Source organism: Streptomyces sp. NPDC006997, assembly GCF_040635175.1.
GTDB lineage: Bacteria > Actinomycetota > Actinomycetes > Streptomycetales > Streptomycetaceae > Streptomyces.
Genome location: NZ_JBEYHH010000016.1, coordinates 64,638 through 85,078, shown reverse-complemented (window position 1 = coordinate 85,078; position 20,441 = coordinate 64,638). Strand labels below are relative to the sequence as shown.

Genomic DNA, 20,441 nt, shown 5'->3' with positions numbered 1-20,441 from the left:
GCTCCGCGCGTGCGGCCGGTACGACTCCGCGCGCGTGCGTCACGTCGTCGGGGGCCACCACTCGAACATCAGGATCGTGGCGTCGTCGCGCAGCCGGCTGCTCTGGGCGTCGAGGATGGAGTGGATCAGACGGCGCAGCACCTCGGGGGCGAGTTCGCCCGCGGCGGTCGCCCGGATGATGGAGTCGGCGAAGCGCCGCAGGCCGAACTCCTCGCCCTCGCGGGTGCGGGCCTCGGTGACGCCGTCGGTGTACATCAGCACCCGGTCGCCGGGTTCGAGGGTGACCTCGTGGGTCTGCCGGGGGCGGCCCGCGAGCAGGAACGGCAGGCCCATCGGCGGGTCCGGCTGGCGCGCCATCTCGTCGATCACCGGCAGCTCGTCCCGGATCAGCAGCGGCGCCGGATGCCCGCAGTTCATCCAGCGCGGCACGCCGGTCGCCAGGTCGAGCCGGGCGATCACCCCGGTGCAGAACTGGTCCGGCAGCCACGCCGCCAGCGCGTCGTCCACGCAGGTCACCGGCTCGGGCAGGTTCGCGCCGGTGCGCCGGGCGTTGCGGCAGGCGGCGAGGGACACCGCCGTCGTCAGGCCCGACGCGAGGTCGTGGCCCATGGCGTCGAGGACGGCCGTGTGCAGGGTGGTATCGGTCAGCGAGTGGTCGAAGGCGTCGCCGCCGATGTCGTAGGCCGGTTCCAGCACCGCCGTCGACACGACGTGGGCGGTGCCGATGGTGCGGGGCGGCAGGAACGCGCGCAGCATCTCGGCGGGCAGCTGCATCGGCTCGGTACGGGTCCTCCGTACGAAGGAGTCCTTGTACGCCCGTTTGGAGGTGATCGTTATGGCGAGCAGGGAGGCGAGGGCGCGGCCCCGGCACAGGACCACCGGCGTGAGCGCGGGCCCGTGCACGGCGAGCACGCCGAGCCGTTCGGCCCCGTCGAGGAGCGGGAACCAGGCGACCACGCCGCCCGTCTCCGACTCCTCCACCCGCAGCGCCTGGGTGCGGTAGCACCAGCCCGCCAGCGAACCGTCGATGGGCAGTGCGGCGGCGGTGTCCGTCATCTTCAGCAACCGGCGCTGCTGGAGGTCGGCGAGGTAGACGACGGAGTGCTGGAGGCCCAGGGCCGTGGAACAGCGCGCGATCACCGTGCCCAGGTCCAGGGCGAAGTTGGCCGCGTCGGCGAGGAACTCCTCCAACAGGCCGCCGTCGGGCACCGGCATCCCCACCTCGTCGCCTCCCTCCTTGCCGCGACTCGTCCCGCCTCGCGGTCTCACACCGGTGGGCGGACGGGGCGCGGTGGTCGGGGCCGTGTGGTGACCGGGACGGTGCGGGGTTCCGGAAGTCAGGGGGCCGGGGTGGGAACCGATCGGGGTCGGGCGGTGTACGAAGAGTGTGAGGACGCGGGAGGGGGGCCGCATCGTCGATGAGGCCGCGGTGATCGCACGTGTACGCGCCGGGGAGCCGGAGGCGTACGCGGAGCTGGTGCGCGCCCATACGGGCATCGCACTGCGGGCGGCCACGGCGCTCGGGGCGGGGGCGGACGCGGAGGACGTGGTGCAGCAGGCGTTCGTGAAGGCGTACTGCGCGCTGGGCCGGTTCAGGGACGGCTCGGCGTTCAAGCCGTGGCTGCTGTCGATCGTCGCCAACGAGGCGCGCAACACCGTGCGCACGGCGGCGCGGCAGCGCACGCTCGCGGGCCGTGAGGCGGCCTTCGCCGAGGCCGAGCCGTTGATACCGGAGTCCGCCGACCCGGCCGTCGCCACGCTGGAGACCGAGCGGCGTACGGCCCTGCTGGCGGCCCTGGAGAAGCTGAGCGAGGAGCACCGCCTGGTCGTCACCTACCGCTATCTGCTGGAGATGGACGAGCCCGAGACGGCCCAGGCCCTCGGCTGGCCCCGCGGCACGGTCAAGTCCCGCCTGAACCGCGCCCTGCGCAAGCTGGGCCGACTGCTGCCGGACTTCGAGCCCGGGACGGAGACGGGGGCAGGGGGTGAGGAAGATGCGTGAGCGGCGTGAGGGGCCGGAGTCGGGTGATCCGGAGCGCTCGGAGGGCTCCCGCTCCCGGCTGCCGGAGGAGCTGCGGGCGCTGGGGCGGTCGCTGGACCGGCCGGGGGACGCCGGGGCGGAGACGATGGCCGAGCGGGTGCTGGCCCGGATACTGGCCGAACAGCTGCCGGTGCCGGTGGCCGACCCGGCGGCGGCCGACCCGGCGGGAGCGGCCGGGGCGCGGCTGCGGGCGGCGCGGCGGTGGACGCGGACGCGGTGGCGTTCGCTGACGGCGGTCCTGTGCGGGCTGCTCACCGTGCTGGCGCTCACGCCCCCGGTGCGGGCCGAGGTCGTCGACTGGTTCGGCTTCGGCGGTGTCGAGGTGCGGTACGACCCGACGGCGCCGCCGCCGGCCCCCGCTGAGGTGCCCGGCTGCGGTCGGTCCGTGTCGCTGGCCCGGGCCGAGCGCGAGGCCGGGTTCCGGCCGCTGGTGCCGGGGGCGCTCGGCGCTCCCGACGCGGTCGCGGTGAGCCGGGAGCCGCGGGGGCGGTTCCTGGTGACGCTGTGCTGGCGGGAGCGGGGGCGCACGATACGGCTGGACGAGCATCCGGCCCACCTCGACATCGGCTTCGCCAAGACCGTGCGGGAGCAGCCGCAGTGGCTCCAGCTCGGCGACGGCCCGCCCGACCCGGCCCTGTGGTTCCCCCGCCCGCACCGGCTGGCCTACTGGCTGGTGGCCCCGGACGGCACCCGCTACACCCGCGAGACGCGCACGGCGGGCCCGACGCTGCTGTGGGGGCTGTGGAGCGACGCCCCGGTGACGCTCCGGCTGGAGGGCGTGCCCTCGAAGGAGCGGGCGGTGGAGATCGCCAGGTCGGTGCGGCGGCCGTAGCGGTCGAACTCCTGTGGCCGAGGTGGGAACCCCGAGGGGGCGGGCGGTGTACCAGAAGTGACAGGCGGCCCGCGGACGGGCCGCACGGGTTGGGGATCACTCGGCAGGGGGCCGTGATGGACATCGGCATGAGGCGACTGACGGCGGGCGGACTGGCGCTGGCGGTGACGTGGACGTTGCTGCTGCTGTGGGTGGCCCCGTCCGCGTCGGCCGGGGGACCGACCAGCGCGCTCGTGGTGTCACCGTGGAGCCAGGAGGCCGCCGGGCTGTACTACTCCGACGAGGAGTACGCCGCCCTGGACACGTTGCTCGACGGCGAGCCCGTGCCCGACGGCGCCGAACCCTCGGACGGCGAACTGGTCGAGGGGCGGCAGGTCACCGTCACCTGGCTGCTGCACGGCATAGAGCCCTGGCGCATCGACATGGTCCATCTGACCGCCGACGACGGGCTGGTGTGGATCCACACCTCGACCGACCCCGACCAGTGGACCGGCACCTGGCATCGCGCCGAACAGCCCGCGCGGCTGCGGTCCCTGTTCAAGGACCTCGGCGTGCTGGGCCCCGTGCAGGAGCCGACGGTGGCACCGAGCTACCCCCAGCGCACGGAGACCGCCGCGACCGGCTCCGCGGGGTCGGTCGGCGGGGAACCGACGGCCACCGCGTCGGTCGCCCCGGCCACCGCCGCCGCGTCGGGTGGCGGCGACGGAGGCTGGTGGTGGGCGCTCCCGGGTGCGGCTGCCGGTGCCGTGCTGGCGTTGCTGCTGCGCCCGCTCGCGCTGACGTGGCTGTCCACGTCCCGGCTCCGGGCGGAGCCGGGACCCCGGCAGGAGCTACGGGATGTCGACGCGTGAGCGGGACGCGGGCGCGAGGTGCGCGGGGCCAGCGGAGCCCGCTGACGGATCAGCCGAGGTCGATCTCCGGGTAGAGCGGGAAACCGGCGACCAGGTCGGTGGCGCGGCGGGAGATCTCGTCGGCGACCTTCGCGTCCAGGACGTGCTGCGCCTTGGACGGCGCGCCCTTGCTGGTGGTGCCGGGCTCGGTGGTGGTGAGGACCCGGTCGATGAGCCCGGCGACCTCGTCCATCTCGGCGGTGCCCAGGCCCCGGGTGGTGAGGGCGGGGGTGCCGATGCGGATGCCGGAGGTGTACCAGGCGCCGTTCGGGTCGGCTGGGATGGCGTTGCGGTTGGTGACGATGCCGGACTCCAGCAGCGCGGCCTCGGCCTGGCGGCCGGTGAGGCCGTAGGAGGTGGCGACGTCGATCAGGTTGAGGTGGTTGTCCGTGCCGCCCGTCACCAGGGTGGCGCCGCGCCGCATCAGACCCTCGGCGAGCGCGCGGGAGTTGTCCACGATGCGCTGGGCGTAGTCCCGGAAGGAGGGCTGGCGGGCCTCGGCGAGAGCGACGGCCTTGGCGGCCATGACGTGCGGCAGCGGGCCCCCCAGCACCATCGGGCAGCCCCGGTCCACCTGGTCTTTCAGGGAGTCGTCGCACAGGACCATGCCGCCGCGCGGGCCGCGCAGCGACTTGTGGGTGGTCGTGGTGACGATCTGGGCGTGCGGCACCGGGTCGAAGTCGCCGGTGAGGATCTTGCCCGCGACCAGACCGGCGAAGTGCGCCATGTCGACCATCAGCGTGGCGCCGACCTCGTCGGCGATCTCCCGCATCACGCGGAAGTTCACCAGCCGGGGGTAGGCGGAGTAACCGGCGACGATGATCAGCGGCTTGAACTCCCGCGCGGAGGCGCGCAGCGCGTCGTAGTCGATCAGGCCGGTGGCGGGGTCGGTGCCGTAGGAGCGCTGGTCGAACATCTTGCCGGAGATGTTCGGGCGGAAGCCGTGGGTGAGGTGGCCGCCCGCGTCCAGGGACATCCCGAGCATCCGCTGGTTGCCGAAGGCCCGGCGCAGCTCGGCCCAGTCCGTGTCGGAGAGGTCGTTGACCTGGCGGACGCCCGCCTTCTCCAGCGCGGGCGCCTCGACGCGCTGCGCGAGGACGGACCAGAAGGCCACGAGGTTGGCGTCGATACCGGAGTGCGGCTGGACGTAGGCGTGGCGGGCGCCGAAGAGTTCCCGGGCGTGCTCGGCGGCGAGGGACTCCACGGTGTCGACGTTGCGGCAGCCCGCGTAGAAGCGGCGGCCGATGGTGCCCTCGGCGTACTTGTCGCTGAACCAGTTGCCCATCGCCAGCAGGGTGGCCGGGGAGGCGTAGTTCTCGGAGGCGATCAGCTTGAGCATCTCGCGCTGGTCGCCGACCTCCTGGCCGATGGCGTCGGCGACGCGCGGCTCGACGGCGCGGATCACGTCGAGGGCGGCGCGGAAGGCGGTGGACTCGGAAGAGAGGGACTGGTCTGGCATGGTCGGCCTCCGGACGGCGTGGCTTGCGGCGTGGTCACGGTTCACGGTTCGGCCCAGGCGCACGGCACTCGCTCGCGCGGGCCGCTCCCCGATGGTCGGTCCCATCCCAGCGCGCCAGTCACGGCCCGTGGATCAGCCTACCGGGCACGTCGCGCGGGCCGGTTCTCCCGTCCAACATGCGAGCGTGGTGGGGAGGGGGTAGGCCTGGTGTGCCGACCCCCGTCCCGGACCACCTCGTGGAGCTGCCGTGACCGCTACGGAAGACCTCGTCGCCGCCGCCGAGGCGCACAGCGCGCACAACTACCACCCGCTGCCGGTGGTGGTGGCCGCCGCCGACGGGGCGTGGATGACGGACGTGGAGGGCCGCCGGTACCTGGATCTGCTGGCCGGTTACTCGGCGCTCAACTTCGGGCACGGCAACCGTCGGCTGCTCGACGCGGCGCGGGCCCAGCTGGAGCGGGTGACGCTGACGTCGCGGGCCTTCCACCACGACCGGTTCCCGGCGTTCTGCGCCCAGCTGGCCGAGCTGTGCGGCATGGAGATGGTGCTGCCGATGAACACCGGCGTGGAGGCGGTGGAGACGGCGGTGAAGACGGCACGCAAATGGGGGTACCGGATCAAGGGCGTGCCCGCGGAGATGGCGAAGATCGTGGTGGCGGGCGGCAACTTCCACGGCCGTACGACGACGGTGATCAGCTTCTCCACGGACCCGGAGGCCCGCGCCGACTACGGGCCGTACACGCCGGGCTTCCAGATCGTGCCGTACGGGGACCTGACGGCGATGCGGCAGGCGCTGACGGAGAACACGGTGGCGGTGCTGCTGGAGCCGATCCAGGGCGAGTCGGGGGTGGTCGTGCCGCCGGAGGGCTACCTCCCGGCGGTGCGGCGGCTGACCCGCGAGCGGAACGTGCTGTTCGTGGCGGACGAGATCCAGTCGGGCCTGGGCCGCACGGGGCGGACCTTCGCGTGCGAGCACGAGGGAGTGGTGCCGGACATGTACGTGCTGGGCAAGGCGCTCGGCGGCGGGATCCTGCCGGTGTCGGCGGTGGTGTCGTCGGCGGAGGTGCTCGGGGTGTTCCGGCCGGGCGAGCACGGGTCGACGTTCGGCGGGAACCCGCTGGCCTGCGCGGTGGCGCTGGAGGTGATCGCCATGCTGCGGTCGGGCGAGTACCAGGCGCGGGCGGCGGAGCTGGGCGGGCACCTGCACCGGGAGCTGGCCGCGCTGAAGGGCGGCGGCCGGGTCACGGCGGTGCGGGGGCGCGGCCTCTGGGCGGGCGTGGACGTCGACCGGGCGTACGGCACGGGCCGGGAGATCTCGGAGCGGCTGATGGACCGCGGCGTCCTGGTCAAGGACACCCACGGCTCGACGATCCGTATCTCCCCGCCCCTGGTGATCACCCAGGAGGACCTGGACTGGGGACTGGACCAGCTGAGGGCGGTCCTGGCGGGCTAGGCCGCGGGCCAGGGCACGGGCCAGGGCACGGGCCAGGACACGGGCCAGGACACGGGCTGGGACACGGGCTGGGGCCCACGCCCGAACAGGAACCGGGGCCCCTGTCGGAAGAGGGGAATCCCCATGCCCTGGAAGGGGTGTGGGCAATGAGAGAATGCTGGGCATGGCCTCTGATCGACCCCGTGTGCTCTCCGGAATCCAGCCCACCGCAGGCTCGTTCCACCTCGGCAACTACCTCGGCGCCGTCCGCCAGTGGGTGGCGCTCCAGGAGACCCACGACGCCTTCTACATGGTCGTCGACCTGCACGCGATCACGATCCCGCAGGACCCGGGGGAACTGCGGGCCAACACGCGGCTCGCCGCGGCACAGCTGCTGGCCGCCGGGCTGGACCCGGAGCGGTGCACGCTGTTCGTGCAGAGCCACGTCCCCGAGCACGCCCAGCTCGGCTGGATCATGAACTGCCTCACCGGGTTCGGCGAGGCCAGCCGGATGACCCAGTTCAAGGACAAGGCGGCCAGGCAGGGCGCCGACCGCGCGTCCGTCGGGCTGTTCACCTACCCGGTCCTCCAGGTCGCGGACATCCTGCTCTACCAGGCCAACGAGGTGCCGGTCGGTGAGGACCAGCGCCAGCACATCGAGCTGACCCGGGACCTCGCCGAGCGGTTCAACGGTCGCTTCGGCCAGACCTTCACCCTCCCGAAGCCGTACATCCTCAAGGAGACGGCGAAGATCTACGACCTCCAGGACCCGTCGATCAAGATGAGCAAGTCGGCGTCCACGCCGAAGGGGCTCATCAACCTCCTCGACGACCCCAAGGCCACCGCGAAGAAGGTCAGGAGCGCCGTCACCGACACCGACACGGTCGTCCGCTACGACGCCGAGCACAAGCCGGGTGTAAGCAACCTCCTCACCATCTACTCCACCCTCACCGGGGCGGGTATCGGGGAACTGGAGGAGAAGTACGCGGGGAAGGGCTACGGCGCGCTCAAGACGGACCTCGCCGAGGTCATGGTCGAGTTCGTGACGCCGTTCCGGGAGCGCACCCAGCAGTACCTGGACGACCCGGAGTCGCTGGACGCGATCCTGGCCAAGGGCGCGGAGAAGGCGCGCGCCGTCGCGGCGGAGACACTGGCGCAGGCGTACGACAGGGTGGGCTTCCTGCCGGCCAAGCACTGAGGCCCAAGCACCGGGCCCCAGGTATCGAGCCTCAGGCACCGAGCCCCAAGCACCGGGCCTCGGGCGACCGGGCCTCAGGCACCGGGTCTCGGGCGACCGGGCCTGAGGGCGCGCGGCACCGTCCGGCACGGGGCACGAACGCCGGGGCAGCCGCCCCCAACCCCCCACACGATGCACCACCGCGCCACGGCGCACCGCACAGCGCTGCACATCACTCCGGCTGCGCCTGCCCCGAGCCTGGCCGTGGCCGTACAGTCGAAAGCCGGACGGCCGTACCAGCGGCCGACCCTGCTCACCACCAGGACGACGGGAGACGACGTGGGGACCGTAACGATCGGGGTGTCGATCGCGGTCCCGGAGCCGCACGGCAGCCTGCTCCAGCAGCGGCGCGCGGGCTTCGGCGACGCCGCGGCTCTCGGCATCCCCACGCATGTCACCCTGCTGCCACCGACGGAGGTCGACGAGGCGCTGCTGCCCGCGATCGAGGCGCACCTCACCGAGGTCGCGGCGGCCGGGCGGCCCTTCCCGATGAAGCTGTCCGGCACCGGCACCTTCCGCCCGCTGTCCCCGGTGGTGTTCGTGCGGGTGAGGGACGGCGGCGAGGAGTGCGCCTGGCTCCAGAAGCAGGTCCGGGACGCCTCCGGGCCGGTGGCGCGGGACCTCCAGTTCCCGTACCACCCGCACGTCACCGTGGCCCACGGCATCGCCGAGGAGGCCATGGACCGGGCCTACGAGGAACTCGCCGACTACGCCGCCGAATGGCCCTGCACCGGTTTCGCCCTCTACGAACAGGGCGCCGACGGGATCTGGCGCAAGCTGCGCGAGTTCACCTTCGGCGGCCCGGTGGTGCCGCCGCAGGCCGCCGCGCCGGCCGAGCGCGGCAGCCTGCCCGCCGAGCGCTACTGAACCGGCAGCCGCCGGAACACCCCGCGCGGCAGATGCCGCAGCGCCGACATCAGCAGCCGGAGCGAGCCGGGCACCCACACCGTCTCCGAGCGGCAGCGCAGCCCCAGCTCGATCGCCGCGGCGACGGCCTCCGGCGTGGTCGTGAGCGGCGCCTCGGGCAGCCCGCCGAGCAGCCGCGCCCGGCCGGGCCCGGGGCGTACGCCAGTGCCGGAGCGGACGACCGTCGCGGGGCGTACGACCATCACGTGCACGCCGGTGCCGTGCAGCGCGTCGCCGAGGCCCTGCGCGAAGGTGTCGAGCCCGGCCTTGCTGGAGCCGTAGATGAAGTCGGTGCGGCGGGCCCGCTCCGCGGCGACGGACGACAGCACCACCAGGGAGCCGTGGCCCTGCGCCTGGAGCGCGCGGGCGCTCACCAGGCCGGCCGAGAGGGCGCCGGTGTAGTTGGTCTGGGCGACCCGGACCGCGCTCGCCGGGTCGCGTTCGTCGCTGGCCTGGTCGCCGGGGACGCCGAAGGCGAGCAGCACCATGTCGACGTCGCCCTCGGCGAAGACCTTGCCGAGCACGGTCTCGTGGGAGTCGGGGTCGAGGGCGTCGAAGGCGACGGTGTGCACCTCGGCGCCCCGGGCGCGCAGCTGACCGGCCGCCGTCTCCAGGGCGGGGGAGGGGCGCCCGGCGAGCCACACCGTGCGGGTGCGGCGGGTGATCAGTCGGCGGGCGGTGGCGAGGGCGATCTCGGAGGTACCGCCGAGCACGAGCAGGGACTGGGGCAGGCCGAAGGCGTCCTTCACGACAGCTCCTTTTGCGGGGGTCACAGGGCGAGACGGCGAGACAGGTCCGAGGTGAAGATCCCGCGCGGGTCCAGCGCGGCGCGCAGGGCGCGGAAGTCGGCGAGCCGTGGGTACATCGCGGCGAGCAGGTCGGGCCGCAACCGGGAGTCCCCGGCGAGGCGGACGCGTCCGCCCGCGTGGGCGACCTCCTCGTCCAGGGTGTCGAGGAGCGCGGCGAGTCCGGGCAGCCCGGCCGGCAGGTCCACGGCCAGGCTCCAGCCGGGCACGGGGAAGGACAGCCAGCCCGCGTCGGCCTCCCCCAGGCGGGTGAGCAGCGCGGGGGAGGACGGGCGGCGGCGCCCCGAGATCCGGCGCACGATCCGGCGCAGGGCCTCCTCCTGCCCGCTCGGGACGGCGACCTGGTAGCGGACGACGCCGCCTCGGCCGTACCCCCACGGCCAGGAGCGGACCGCGCCGAGCAGGCCCCCGGCGCCGCGCGGCACCGTGTGGGGCGTCCGGTCGCCGTGGAGCAGTACCGCGCGGCCCAGCGCCGTCCCGCGCGCACGGGTGTCGACGCGGGCGGCCGTGGGGCGGTGGCCGGTGGCGGTCATCCGGGCGAGCAGGTCGTCGAGGTCCGTCGCGCGCTCGGTGCGGACGCGCGGGACGGAGGTCTCCACCGGCCGCAGCCGCAGCGTCGCCGTGAGGATGACGCCCGTCAGGCCCAGCCCGCCGGTGGTGGCGTCGAACAGGTCGGTGCCCGGCAGCGCGCTCACGATCCGGCCGTCGGCGGTGAGCAGCTCCAGCGCCAGCACGTGCCGGGAGAAGGCGCCGGAGACGGGGTGGTCGGGCCCGTGGACGTCGGCGGCGATGGCGGCGCCGACCGTGGTGGGCCCGTCGGCGGGCAGCACCGCCGGGAGCCAGCCGAGCGGCAGCAGTGCCTCGGCCAGTCGGCGCAGGGGGAGGCCCGCGTCGCACAGGACGGTCCCGTCGTCGGCGTCGACGGCGTGCACGCGGTCCAGGCCGGTCATGTCGAGCACGGCGCCGCCCGCGTTGCGCGCGGCGTCCCCGTGCGCCCGTCCCGTGCCCCACGCGCCGCCCCCGCGCGTCAAGCCGCCCCGCGCGAGGCCGCCGCGTGCGATGCCGCCCCGCGCGCCGCAGTCGCGGACGGCGGCGACGGTCTCCTCGTACGACCGTGGCCGGATCAGACGGGTGGTGGTGGGAGTGGACATGCCGGTGACCGTATCGCCCATAACGGGACGTTCAGGTGTGAAACGCTGACCGGTCCGGTCGGGACGGCAGCTTTCCCCCGATCCGGGGCACCCGGACATCGGGGGCGAGTGAGGAGGGCAGGGTTCGGATCATGGACTGGCTGAAGAACCTCCCCGTCGTCGGGCCCTGGATGACCCGTCTGACGGCCACGCACGCCTGGCGGTCGTACGAGCGCCTCGACCGGGTGAAGTGGACCCGGTTGGCCGCCGCGATGACGTTCACCAGTTTCATCGCGCTGTTCCCGCTGCTCACCGTGGCCGCCGCGATCGCCGCCGCCACCCTCAGCGGCGCCCAGCAGGCCGACCTCCAGGACAGGATCGCCGAACAGTTCCCCGGCATCACCAAGCAGCAGCTCGACATCGGCGCCGTGGCCGACAACGCCGGGACCATCGGGGTGATCGCCGGTGCCCTGCTGCTGTTCACCGGCGTCAACTGGGTCGGCTCGGTCCGGGACTGCCTGCGCGCCGTGTGGGAGCTGCCGGACAGCGACGACAACCCCCTGCTGCACAAGGCCAAGGACCTCGGCGTGCTGTTCGGCCTCGGCGGCGCGCTGCTGGTCACCCTGGCGGCGTCCACCGTCGCCTCCGCCGCCGTCGGCTGGACGGCCCGCCAGCTCGGTCTCGCCGAACAGGGCTTCGGCAGCGCCCTGTTGCAGGTCGCCGCGTTCGCCGTCGCCGTACTCGCCGACTTCCTGCTCCTGCTGTACGTGCTCACCCTGCTGCCCGGCGCGGAGCCGACCCGGCACCGGCTGGTCGTCGGCGCGCTGGTCGGGGCGCTCGGCTTCGAACTGCTGAAGCTGCTGCTGAGCGGCTACATGCAGGGCGTGGCCGCGAAGAACATGTACGGCGCGTTCGGCGTGCCGGTCGCCCTGCTGCTGTGGATCAACTTCACCTCGAAGCTGGTGCTGTACTGCGCGGCCTGGACGGCGACCCCGAGCAAGGACGCCGGGGCCGCGGATCCCGCCGCCGAGGCGGACGGCGTCAGGGGCGGCTCCGGCGGCGTACCAGATCCGGCAGCGGCCAGCGGCGGTTGACCAGGAACGCGCCCCCCGCGAGCAGCACCAGCAGTCCGCCGGTGAGGGCCAGCGCTATGCCGATGCCGCTGGAACCCGACGCGGCGGGGGCGCTCGCCACCGGCTTGCCCGAGGCGTTACCCGCGCCACCGGCCTGACCGGAGGGGTTGGCGCCGGGCTGGGCGCTCGCCTGCGCGCCGTCACCGCCCGTCTCGGCGCCCTTCGGCGCGACCAGCTCACCCACCGGCTCGACCTTCCCGGCCGCCTTGAACCCCCAGTCGAACAGCCGCGCGGTCTCCCGGTAGACCTCGTTGTGCTCGCCCTGCTGCGGGTTCATCACCGTGACGAGCAGCACCTTGCCGTCGCGTTCGGCGACCCCGGTGAAGGTCGCGCCCGCGTTGGTGGTGTTGCCGTTCTTGACGCCCGCGATGCCCTGGTACTGGGAGATGTCGTAGTCGCCCGTCAGCAGCCGGTTGGTGTTCTGGATCTCGAAGGACGTCCGGACCTTCTTGCCCTTCTTGTTCTTCTTCGTCTCGCCCGGGAACTTCGCGGTCAGGGTCGAGCAGTACTCGCGGAAGTCCTTCTTCTGGAGCCCGCTGCGGGCGATCAGCGTGAGGTCGTAGGCGGACGACACCTGTCCGGGCGCGTCGTAGCCGTCCGGGCTGACCGCGTGCGTGTCGAGGGCCTGCAACTCCTCGGCGTGCTCGTTCATCTCCGCGACGGTGTTCTCGACCCCGCCGTTCATCGCGGACAGCACGTGCACGGCGTCGTTGCCGGAGCGCAGGAACACACCGAGCCACAGGTCGTGGACGGTGTACGTCTCGTCCTCCTTTATGCCGACCATGCTGGACCCGGCGCCGATGCCCGCGAGGTCGGACGGGAGGACCTTGTGCTCGGTGGTGCTCGGGAACTTCGGCAGCAGCGTGTCCGCGAACAGCATCTTCAGGGTGCTCGCCGGGGCCAGCCGCCAGTGCGCGTTGTGCGCGGCGAGCACCTCGCCGGACTCGGCGTCGGCGACGATCCACGACCGCGCGGACAGGTCCTTCGGCAGCACCGGCACCCCGGCCGCCAGGCTGACCTGGGTGCCCGGCTGACCGAGCCGCTCACCGCCCACGGTGGACATGTTCGCCGGTGGCGTCACCGAGGCGCTCGGCGACGGCTTCGGCGCGGCGGACGCGGCGGGCGCCGTCACCGACAGGGACAGCGAGCAGGAGAGCAGGACGGCGGAAGTGACCAGCAGGGACCGGCGGGTGGGCCGTCCGGTGGTCTTCATGGGAGCGGGCACGACCGAGAAAGTACCTGGCCTACGCCGCGAAGTCCCGCCCCGGCCCCCACCCCGGCCCAGGAACCGGCCACCCGGCGGCGATACTGGACGTATGAAACTCAGCCGCCCCCTCTCCTGGTTCCTGCTCGCTTTCGGGGTGTGGAGCTGGGTCATCTGGGTCACTTTCGTCAAGAACCTGGTCAAGGACAGCAGCGGGCTCGCGTTCGACGACGGCAGCCCGACGGCGTACTTCTGGGTGCATCTGACGCTGGCCGTCGTCTCCTTCGTACTGGGGACGGTCATCGGGGGCATCGGGTTGCGCGGACTGCGCGCACTGCGCGCCACGTCATAGCCGGGCCGTACGGAACCACCGACCGGCCTCGGCCGAGGGGAATCGAACTTCATGGTGATCGTCTTCGCGCTGCTGGCGCTGACCGTCCTGGTGACGGCCAACTGGTACCTGTGGCGCCGACTCTTCCGCGACACCACCCGCGCTCCGGGCCCCGCTCGCCGCGCCGGTGCCGTGCTGGTCGCGGGCGGCTGGGCGCTCGCCGTCGGCGCCCTGGTCGCCGAGCGCACCGACGCGCCGTTCTGGCTCCAGCGCACGCTCGCCTGGCCGGGCTTCCTGTGGCTGGCCCTGTCGGTCTACCTGCTGCTCGCGGTGGTCGCCGGGGAGGCGGTACGGCCGCTGCTCCGGCGGTTCCTGGAGCGCCGGGCCCGCACGCGGGCGCCCGCCACCGCGGCGGGGATACCCCGGCCGGAGCCGGTACCGGCGGCGGGCGGCGGACCGGGCGGGACGGTGCCGGACGACGGCGAGCAGGGGCCCGCGCCCGTGGTCGTCGACGACCCCTCACGTCGTCTGTTCGTCTCCCGCGTCGTCGCCGGTACCGCGGCGGCGGTGGCCGTGGGCACCGTCGGCGCCGGGACCTACGGCGTGCTGAAGGGGCCCGCTGTGAAGCGCGTCACGGTGCCGCTGGCCAAGCTGCCGCGGGCGGCGCACGGCTACCGGATCGCCGTCGTCAGCGACATCCACTTGAGCCCGGTGCTCGGCCGGGGGTTCGCGCGGAAGGTCGTCGACACGATCAACTCCACACAGCCCGACCTCATCGCGGTCGTCGGTGACCTCGTCGACGGGAGCGTGCGGAACCTCGGGCCGGCGGCGGCGCCGTTGGCGGGGTTGCGGGCGCGGCACGGGTCGTTCTTCGTCACGGGGAACCACGAGTACTTCTCCGGTGCCGCGGAGTGGGTCGACGAGGTGCGGCGGCTGGGGCTGCGGCCACTGGAGAACGCCCGTACCGAGCTGCCGCACTTCGACCTCGCCGGGGTCAACGACGTGGCGGGGGAGGACGAGGGGCAGGGGCCCGACTTCACCAAGGCGCTGGGGGACCGGGACCGGGGGCGGGCGTGCGTGCTGCTCGCGCACCAGCCGGTGCAGATCCATGACGCGGTGGACCACGGGGTCGACCTCCAGCTGTCCGGCCACACGCACGGGGGGCAGCTGTGGCCGGGGAACCTGCTCGCCGCGGCGGCGAATCCGACGGTGGCGGGGTTGGAGCGGTACGGGGACACGCAGCTGTATGTGACGCGGGGGGCGGGGGCCTGGGGGCCGCCTACCCGGGTGGGGGCGGAGTCGGACATCACGGTGATCGAGCTGGCGTCGCGGCAGGCGTGACGGCGTGACGGCGTGACGGGGGTGGATCGCGCGGCCCGGCGCTGCGGCGTGCCTCCCCGAACCCGAAGCTCGTCGACCAGGGGGCCCCAGCGCCCACCGGCGCCGCGCCCCGGCGGCACGACTGCCCGCAGCGGTGCCAGGACGCTGCCGGGGTGGGCCCCGGCCCCAGCGGCACGACTGCCCGCAGCGACGGCGAATGCGGTTATAGCGGGTGCGGCAGCGTGACCGTCACCGACAGCCCCTTCCCCGGTGCCGTCCGTACCTCCACCCGCCCCCCGTGCGCCCGCACCACCCCCCGCACGATGGCCATGCCGAGGCCGCTGCCGGGGCCGCCGCTGGCGCGGAAGAAGCGGTCGAAGATGCGGGCGGCGTCGTCCGCGGGCAGGCCGGGGCCCTCGTCGCTGACGCGGAGCCGGACGCGGCCGTCGCCGTCGCGGTCGGCGGCGAGGCGGACCGGCACGTCGGCGGGCGTGTGCACGCGGACGTTGCCCACCAGGTTGCCCAGTATCTGCCGCAGCCCGGACTCGTCGGCGTGCGCCAGCACGGCACCCTCGGCGTCGACGGTGACCGGCCGCTCCGGCTGCTGGACGCGCAGGTCGTCGGCCGCCTCCCGCACCAGACGGCTCACGTCCACGTTGCGGAACCGCAGTTCGGGCTGCTGCTCCAGACGGGCCAGCGTCAGCAGCTCGTCGACGAGGCGCCCCATGCGGTCGGCCTCCGCCATCACCCGCGCCCAGGCCCGCTTGCGGTCGTCCGGGTCGCTCAACATGCCCTTGTCGTAGAGCTGGAGGTAGCCCCGTATCGCGGACAGCGGGGTGCGCAGTTCGTGGGAGGCGTCGGCGACGAAGCGCCGCAGCTGGTCGGCGCTGCGCTCGCGCGTGCGGTACGCCGACTCCACCTGGTGGAGCATGGAGTTCAGGGCCACCCGCAACTGCTCGACCTCCAGCGTCGGATCGCTGCTGGAGGGCACCCGGCGGGTCAGGTCGCCCTCCGCGATCGCCGTCGACGTCTCCACCATGTCCTCCAGCGGGCGCATCCGCCGCCCCACGCTGACCATCGTCAGCCAGGCCAGCAGCGCCAGCAGCGCGGTGCCCACGGCGAGGTCCAGCTTGAGCGCCTTGGCGACACCGGTGTGCAGGGCGGCGGTGGAGGAGGCCATCAGGATGAGGGTGCCGTCGGCGAGCCGGGACGCGGTGGCCCGGTAGGGCGTGCCGTGCACGCTGACGTCGTGCGGCTCGTCGTCGGCGGCCAGCGCGCGCGGGTCCGCCACCGCCCTGGCCAGCTCGCGCTGGGTGTCGGTCGGGGCGATCCCGGCGAACTCCTTGACCCGGCCGTCCGTGTCGACGGCGGTGACGATGGAGTCGGGGCGCGGCCGGTCGTCCGAGGTCGGCGGCGCGAGCCGCTCCCGCACCAGCGCCAGCGCGCTGAAGGAGTCGATCTGCTCCGCGGTGAGCGGGAGCCCGCTCAGCGAGCGGCGCATCTCGCCGAGTTCGCTGTCGATCTGCGACAGCAGGTAGTGCCGCATCCCCATCAGGCTCACCGCGGTCGCCAGCACGATGCCCAGCGCGAGCAGCGCCACGTTCGCCAGCGTCAGCTTGGCGCGCAGCGAGTGCAGCCCGCCGCCGCGTCGGCAGAGCCCGCGCCAGGCTGTCAGCGGCGGCCACACGCCGGTCACGCGAGCCCGTACCCGACCCCGCGGCGGGTGGTGATCACCGGCGCTCCGAGGGTGTCCAGCTTGCGGCGGAGGTAGCTGATGTACGTCTCGACGACGGTCGACTCGGTCGGCGCGTGCTCGTACTGCCAGACGTGCCGCAGGAGTTGCTCCTTGGGGACGGTCCGGCCGCCGTTGCGGACCAGGAACCGCAGCAGCGCGTACTCGGTGGGGGTGAGCTGGACCGTGCGGCCCGCGCGGTGCACCGAGTACGTCGTCTCGTCCAGCTCCAGGTCGCCGTAGCGCAGGGGCGGGCGCTGGGGGAGGACGTCGGCCGGGCGGGTGCGGCGCAGGACCGCGGTGATCCGGGCGACGACCTCGTCGATGTTGAACGGCTTGGTGATGTAGTCGTCGCCGAAGCCGAGCGCGCCGACGATCTCGGCCGGTGAGTCCCGCGCGGTGAGGAACACCACCGCCAGGTCGGGGCGGCGGGCGCGCAGTTCACGGCCGAGGGCGCGGCCGTCGCCGTCGGGGAGCATGACGTCGAGCAGGGCGGCGTCGGGCCGGGTGCGCTCGGCGAGCGCGAGGGCCTCGCGGACCGAGCCCGCCGTCATCACCTCGAACCGGTGGTAGCGCAGGGCGATGGCGAGCACGTCCGCGATGGACTCCTCGTCCTCCACGACCAGCACGGTGCCGGGAACCGTCGTCATGCCCCCAGTATCGGCGCCCCCGCTGACAGTCGCCCGGGTGTTCGCTTTGGAGTTCCTTGAGAATCCCCCGGGCTCGGTGTTCACGCGCGCGTGCCACCGCCAATCCTGTTGGCCAGGACCTGGGGGACCAACCGGATCGAAGGAGCGATGAACGTGGCGGCATTGGCACGGTGGTGTTTCAGGCACCGGCTGGTGGTCCTGGTGGTGTGGGTGGGGGCGTTGTTCGGCCTTGGCTTCACGGCCACGTCGGCGGGCACGGACTACGCGAACGTGTTCTCCCTGCCGAACACGGACTCCAAGACGGCCTACGACCTGATGGAGAAGGCGTTCCCGGAGCGCGCGGGCGACACCGACACGGTGGTGTGGAAGACCGACGACGGCACGGTGCGCGACGACGCCGTACGGTCCCGGATCGAGCCCGCGCTCGCGGAGATATCCCGGATGGACGGGGTCGGCGAGGTCGCGGGCCCCTACCAGGGTGAGCGCGGGGCGGCGCAGATCAGCCGGGACGGGTCGATCGCGTACGCCCAGATCACCTTCCGGGAGCAGGCCAACGCCATCCCGAAGGAGCTGGTCGAGGACGTCGTCGACACCGCGCAGGCCGCCGGGGGCGACGGCCTCCAGGTGGAGCTGGGCGGCCAGGCGATCGCCCGCACCCAGGAGCCGCCCGCCGGTACCGCCGAGCTGGTCGGCATCATCGCCGCGGCCGTCGTGCTGTTCCTCGCGTTCGGCTCGCTGTTCGCGATGCTGCTGCCGCTGGTCGTGGCGATCGCGGGCGTCGGCACCGGGATGCTCGCCACGATGCTGCTCAGCCATGTCACCGACGTGCCCGAGGTGGCGCCGCTGCTCGGTTCGCTGATCGGCCTCGGCGTCGGCATCGACTACGCCCTGTTCATCGTCACCCGGCACCGGCGCGGCATCCTGCGCGGCGCCGAACCCGAGGACGCCGCCGTCACCTCCCTCAACACCTCCGGCCGCGCGGTGCTGTTCGCGGGCGGCACCGTCTGCATCGCGCTCGCGGGCATGTTGGTGACGAACCTGCGCTTCCTGGACGGCGTGGTCATCGCGACCTCCCTGACGGTGGTGCTGAGCGTGCTGGCCGCGATCACCCTGCTGCCCGCCCTGCTGGGCCTGTTCGGCATGAAGGTGCTCAGCCGCCGCCAGCGCCGCAGGCTGGCCGCGTCGGGACCGGAGTCGGAGGAGGCGAGCGGGCTCGCCGCCCGCTGGTCGGCCACCGTGCAGAAGCGCCCCAGGTCGATCGCCGCGCTGGCCCTCGTCGTCATGGCGGTGCTCGCGCTGCCCGTGCTGTCGATCCGCCTCGGCGCCACCGACCAGGGCAACCACCAGGACTCCACGACCACCCGGCAGGCGTACGACCTGCTCGCCGAGGGCTTCGGACCCGGCGTCAACGGCCCCCTCCAGGTCGTCGTCGAGGGCCCGGCGCCCGCCTCGCTGATCTCCGGCATCGAGGACACCGAGGGCGTCGCCCAGGTCGCCGCCGCACCGACCGCGAACGGCGTCTCGGTGATCAACGTGGTGCCGACGACGTCCCCGCAGTCCGAGGAGACGGACCTCCTCATCGACCGGCTGCGCGACGACGTCATACCCGGGGCCGGGGTCGAGGCGCACGTCGGCGGGGTGACGGCGGTCTTCAAGGACTTCGCGGCGGTGACCGGCGACCGGCTGCCGTACTTCGTCGCCACGATCATCGCGCTGGGCTTCCTGCTGCTCCTCGTGGCGTTCCGCTCGCTGGTCGTGCCGCTGACGGCGGCGCTGATGAACCTCATCGCGGCGGCGGCGTCGTTCGGCGTGCTGGTGGCGATCTTCCAGTGGGGCTGGGGCACGGACCTCATCGGCGTCGGCAAGGAGGGCCCGATCACGGCGTTCCTGCCGGTCATCATGTTGTCGCTGCTGTTCGGCCTCTCCATGGACTACCAGGTGTTCCTGGTCAGCCGGATGCACGAGGAGTGGGTGCACACCAAGGACAACGCCCGCGCGGTCCGGGTGGGCCTCGCCGAGACCAGCCGGGTCATCAACTGCGCCGCGCTCATCATGATCTGCGTGTTCTCCGCGTTCGTCCTCAGCGGCGACATGGAGGGCGCGATGGCGGGCATCGGCCTGGCGGCGGCGGTCGCGCTGGACGCGTTCATCCTGCGTACGGCCCTGGTCCCGGCCGCGATGCACCTGCTGGGCAACGCCAACTGGTGGCTGCCCGCCGGGCTGGACAAGCGGCTGCCGCACCTCGCGGTGGAGCCCCGGGAGGACGCCCCCGAGAAGACGGCGGCCGAGGGCGGCGCCTCGGCGATCCACGGCTACGTCCGCACCGCCGACGGTGCCCCGGTCGCGGACGCGGCGGTCACCCTGCTCTCCAGGTCCGGACGCCAGCTGGACCGGGTGACCTCACTCGCCGACGGCTCCTACATCGTCTCGGTCCCGTCCCCCGGCTCCTACGTCCTGTCGGCCACCGCCCCGGACCACGGCTCCCGCGCCCGGCACGTCGCCGTCGACGCCGAGCCGGTCGTCTTCGACGTGGAACTGACGGAGGGCGAGGTGGACGCGGTCAACTAGCCGGTACCGGACGGCTCCTGGGGGGACCCACCGGGTCCCCCCTTCGTCATCCCCGGCAGGAAGTCCGTGAACAGCTCGTGCACCTCGCGGACGAGGGGCCGCAGCACCCGGAACCGGGACAGCGCCACCCCGCGCGCGGTGAGCCGGGCGCCGCGCTCCGCGAGGCGGTAGCTGCGGGTGCGCCCCGCCGTGCGGTCGAAGATCCAGTACAGGACGAGACCCATCTGCGACAGCCACATCAGCTCCGGCAGCACGTCCCGCAGTTCCTCCGGGACCTTGGTCCTCGTCGCCCCCCGCAGCACCTCGCGGTGGACGGAGACGGCCTCCACGCGCGCGTGCTCCGACTCGGCGGAGAACGGGCTGAGCGGGCTGTCGGGGTCGGCGGCGTTCTTGAAGAACTGCACGGCGAACTGGTGGTAGGGGCCGGCCACGTCCAGCCACGCCTTCAGCACGCCCGCGAGCCGCGCCTCCAGGTCGGTCTCCCGGGCCAGGACCTCCCGGACCGCCGCCTGGTGCTCGGCGGCGATACGGTCGTAGAAGCCCTGGATCAGGTGCTCCTTGCCCTCGAAGTAGTAGTAGGCGTTGCCGACGGAGACGCCCGCCTCCTTGGCGATGGCCCGCATCGTGGTCTTGTCGTAGCCGCGCTCCTCGAACAGCCGCATCGCCGTCTCCAGGATCAGCGCGCGGGTCTGCTCGGACTTGCTGGGCGCGGCACCCTCGGCGGGGCCTGCTGCGTTGTTCGGGGGCACGGAACGAGCCTAACCAGTACT

Annotated in this window: 18 protein-coding genes and 1 riboswitch; of the genes, 10 read left to right on the top strand and 8 right to left on the bottom strand. The window is 73.4% G+C overall.

Features of this window, described 5'->3' with window-relative positions; translation table 11 throughout:
* Positions 1-39 precede the first annotated feature (39 nt).
* On the bottom strand, positions 40-1,215 hold the full coding sequence (locus ABZ659_RS17810; protein WP_360220256.1) for a PP2C family protein-serine/threonine phosphatase: 1,176 nt from the start codon (positions 1,213-1,215) through the stop codon (positions 40-42).
* Between the two features lie 172 nt (positions 1,216-1,387).
* On the opposite strand from ABZ659_RS17810, the gene ABZ659_RS17805 reads away from it, so the two are divergent.
* From ABZ659_RS17805 to ABZ659_RS17795, 3 genes are all read left to right on the top strand, one after another.
* Positions 1,388-2,002, top strand: coding sequence for a sigma-70 family RNA polymerase sigma factor (locus ABZ659_RS17805; protein WP_360220253.1), 615 nt, complete (start codon positions 1,388-1,390; stop codon positions 2,000-2,002).
* The gene (locus ABZ659_RS17800; RefSeq protein WP_360220250.1) at positions 1,995-2,873 is read left to right on the top strand and encodes a hypothetical protein; all 879 of its coding nucleotides are present in this window, start codon (positions 1,995-1,997) and stop codon (positions 2,871-2,873) included. Before ABZ659_RS17805 ends, ABZ659_RS17800 begins: the two co-directional genes overlap by 8 nt.
* A gap of 128 nt (positions 2,874-3,001) precedes the next feature.
* Positions 3,002-3,724 carry a hypothetical protein gene (locus tag ABZ659_RS17795; protein ID WP_360220247.1) on the top strand — a complete coding sequence of 241 codons (723 nt, stop codon included), beginning with the start codon at positions 3,002-3,004 and terminating at the stop codon, positions 3,722-3,724.
* 49 nt (positions 3,725-3,773) lie between these two features.
* Here the strand turns inward: ABZ659_RS17795 and ABZ659_RS17790 are convergent, their stop codons facing one another.
* The gene (locus ABZ659_RS17790) at positions 3,774-5,222 is read right to left on the bottom strand and encodes a glycine hydroxymethyltransferase (protein WP_360220244.1); all 1,449 of its coding nucleotides are present in this window, start codon (positions 5,220-5,222) and stop codon (positions 3,774-3,776) included.
* Positions 5,223-5,266: 44 nt separating this feature from the next.
* Positions 5,267-5,354, bottom strand: a riboswitch (ZMP/ZTP riboswitch).
* Between the two features lie 115 nt (positions 5,355-5,469).
* Between ABZ659_RS17790 and rocD the strand changes: the two genes are divergently transcribed.
* From rocD to ABZ659_RS17775, 3 genes are all read left to right on the top strand, one after another.
* Entirely contained in the window at positions 5,470-6,675 is a 1,206-nt protein-coding gene (gene rocD / locus ABZ659_RS17785) for an ornithine--oxo-acid transaminase (protein ID WP_360220241.1), read from the top strand.
* Positions 6,676-6,838: 163 nt separating this feature from the next.
* The gene (trpS, locus tag ABZ659_RS17780; RefSeq protein WP_360220238.1) at positions 6,839-7,852 is read left to right on the top strand and encodes a tryptophan--tRNA ligase; all 1,014 of its coding nucleotides are present in this window, start codon (positions 6,839-6,841) and stop codon (positions 7,850-7,852) included.
* A gap of 318 nt (positions 7,853-8,170) precedes the next feature.
* Positions 8,171-8,758, top strand: coding sequence for a 2'-5' RNA ligase family protein (locus ABZ659_RS17775; RefSeq protein WP_360220235.1), 588 nt, complete (start codon positions 8,171-8,173; stop codon positions 8,756-8,758).
* Here ABZ659_RS17775 and ABZ659_RS17770 read toward each other — a convergent pair.
* Complete coding sequence (locus tag ABZ659_RS17770) at positions 8,752-9,546, bottom strand: decaprenylphospho-beta-D-erythro-pentofuranosid-2-ulose 2-reductase (protein ID WP_360220232.1); 795 nt, start codon at positions 9,544-9,546, stop codon at positions 8,752-8,754. The genes ABZ659_RS17775 and ABZ659_RS17770 overlap by 7 nt on opposite strands.
* 20 nt (positions 9,547-9,566) lie before the next feature.
* Complete coding sequence (locus tag ABZ659_RS17765) at positions 9,567-10,754, bottom strand: FAD-binding oxidoreductase (RefSeq protein ID WP_360220229.1); 1,188 nt, start codon at positions 10,752-10,754, stop codon at positions 9,567-9,569.
* A gap of 131 nt (positions 10,755-10,885) precedes the next feature.
* Here ABZ659_RS17765 and ABZ659_RS17760 point away from each other — a divergent pair, with 131 nt between their 5' ends.
* A complete protein-coding gene (locus tag ABZ659_RS17760) occupies positions 10,886-11,827 on the top strand; it encodes a YihY/virulence factor BrkB family protein (protein ID WP_360220226.1) in 942 nt (313 codons plus the stop codon).
* Here the strand turns inward: ABZ659_RS17760 and ABZ659_RS17755 are convergent.
* The gene (locus ABZ659_RS17755) at positions 11,775-13,079 is read right to left on the bottom strand and encodes a D-alanyl-D-alanine carboxypeptidase (RefSeq protein WP_360220536.1); all 1,305 of its coding nucleotides are present in this window, start codon (positions 13,077-13,079) and stop codon (positions 11,775-11,777) included. The two genes, ABZ659_RS17760 and ABZ659_RS17755, sit on opposite strands and share 53 nt — an antisense overlap.
* Positions 13,080-13,182: 103 nt before the next feature.
* Here ABZ659_RS17755 and ABZ659_RS17750 point away from each other — a divergent pair, with 103 nt between their 5' ends.
* Together ABZ659_RS17750 and ABZ659_RS17745 are read left to right on the top strand one after the other, a co-directional pair.
* On the top strand, positions 13,183-13,422 hold the full coding sequence (locus tag ABZ659_RS17750) for a hypothetical protein (protein WP_360220223.1): 240 nt from the start codon (positions 13,183-13,185) through the stop codon (positions 13,420-13,422).
* Between the two features lie 51 nt (positions 13,423-13,473).
* Positions 13,474-14,742 (top strand): metallophosphoesterase, encoded by a 1,269-nt coding sequence (locus tag ABZ659_RS17745; protein ID WP_360220220.1) that lies wholly within the window; start codon positions 13,474-13,476, stop codon positions 14,740-14,742.
* A 202-nt stretch (positions 14,743-14,944) separates the two neighbouring features.
* On the opposite strand, the gene ABZ659_RS17740 is transcribed toward ABZ659_RS17745, so the two are convergent.
* Both ABZ659_RS17740 and ABZ659_RS17735 read right to left on the bottom strand, forming a co-directional pair.
* Positions 14,945-16,408, bottom strand: coding sequence for a HAMP domain-containing sensor histidine kinase (locus ABZ659_RS17740; protein WP_360220533.1), 1,464 nt, complete (start codon positions 16,406-16,408; stop codon positions 14,945-14,947).
* Between the two features lie 5 nt (positions 16,409-16,413).
* Positions 16,414-17,103 carry a response regulator transcription factor gene (locus tag ABZ659_RS17735; protein WP_360220217.1) on the bottom strand — a complete coding sequence of 230 codons (690 nt, stop codon included), beginning with the start codon at positions 17,101-17,103 and terminating at the stop codon, positions 16,414-16,416.
* Between the two features lie 147 nt (positions 17,104-17,250).
* Here ABZ659_RS17735 and ABZ659_RS17730 point away from each other — a divergent pair, with 147 nt between their 5' ends.
* Positions 17,251-19,671, top strand: coding sequence for an MMPL family transporter (locus ABZ659_RS17730; RefSeq protein ID WP_360220214.1), 2,421 nt, complete (start codon positions 17,251-17,253; stop codon positions 19,669-19,671).
* Here the strand turns inward: ABZ659_RS17730 and ABZ659_RS17725 are convergent.
* The gene (locus ABZ659_RS17725) at positions 19,668-20,420 is read right to left on the bottom strand and encodes a TetR family transcriptional regulator (RefSeq protein WP_360220211.1); all 753 of its coding nucleotides are present in this window, start codon (positions 20,418-20,420) and stop codon (positions 19,668-19,670) included. The two genes, ABZ659_RS17730 and ABZ659_RS17725, sit on opposite strands and share 4 nt — an antisense overlap.
* Positions 20,421-20,441: the final 21 nt, after the last annotated feature.

What these genes read in the sequence shown, in the direction of transcription:
- trpS (WP_360220238.1), top strand. Translation starts at nt 6,839, where the DNA reads ATGGCCTCTGATCGACCCCGTGTGCTCTCCGGAATCCAGCCCACCGCA.
- ABZ659_RS17735 (WP_360220217.1), bottom strand. Translation starts at nt 17,103, where the DNA reads ATGACGACGGTTCCCGGCACCGTGCTGGTCGTGGAGGACGAGGAGTCC.
- ABZ659_RS17755 (WP_360220536.1), bottom strand. Translation starts at nt 13,079, where the DNA reads ATGAAGACCACCGGACGGCCCACCCGCCGGTCCCTGCTGGTCACTTCC.
- ABZ659_RS17810 (WP_360220256.1), bottom strand. Translation starts at nt 1,215, where the DNA reads ATGCCGGTGCCCGACGGCGGCCTGTTGGAGGAGTTCCTCGCCGACGCG.
- ABZ659_RS17795 (WP_360220247.1), top strand. Translation starts at nt 3,002, where the DNA reads ATGAGGCGACTGACGGCGGGCGGACTGGCGCTGGCGGTGACGTGGACG.
- ABZ659_RS17760 (WP_360220226.1), top strand. Translation starts at nt 10,886, where the DNA reads ATGGACTGGCTGAAGAACCTCCCCGTCGTCGGGCCCTGGATGACCCGT.
- ABZ659_RS17745 (WP_360220220.1), top strand. Translation starts at nt 13,474, where the DNA reads ATGGTGATCGTCTTCGCGCTGCTGGCGCTGACCGTCCTGGTGACGGCC.
- ABZ659_RS17800 (WP_360220250.1), top strand. Translation starts at nt 1,995, where the DNA reads ATGCGTGAGCGGCGTGAGGGGCCGGAGTCGGGTGATCCGGAGCGCTCG.
- ABZ659_RS17790 (WP_360220244.1), bottom strand. Translation starts at nt 5,222, where the DNA reads ATGCCAGACCAGTCCCTCTCTTCCGAGTCCACCGCCTTCCGCGCCGCC.
- ABZ659_RS17765 (WP_360220229.1), bottom strand. Translation starts at nt 10,754, where the DNA reads ATGTCCACTCCCACCACCACCCGTCTGATCCGGCCACGGTCGTACGAG.
- ABZ659_RS17730 (WP_360220214.1), top strand. Translation starts at nt 17,251, where the DNA reads ATGAACGTGGCGGCATTGGCACGGTGGTGTTTCAGGCACCGGCTGGTG.
- ABZ659_RS17750 (WP_360220223.1), top strand. Translation starts at nt 13,183, where the DNA reads ATGAAACTCAGCCGCCCCCTCTCCTGGTTCCTGCTCGCTTTCGGGGTG.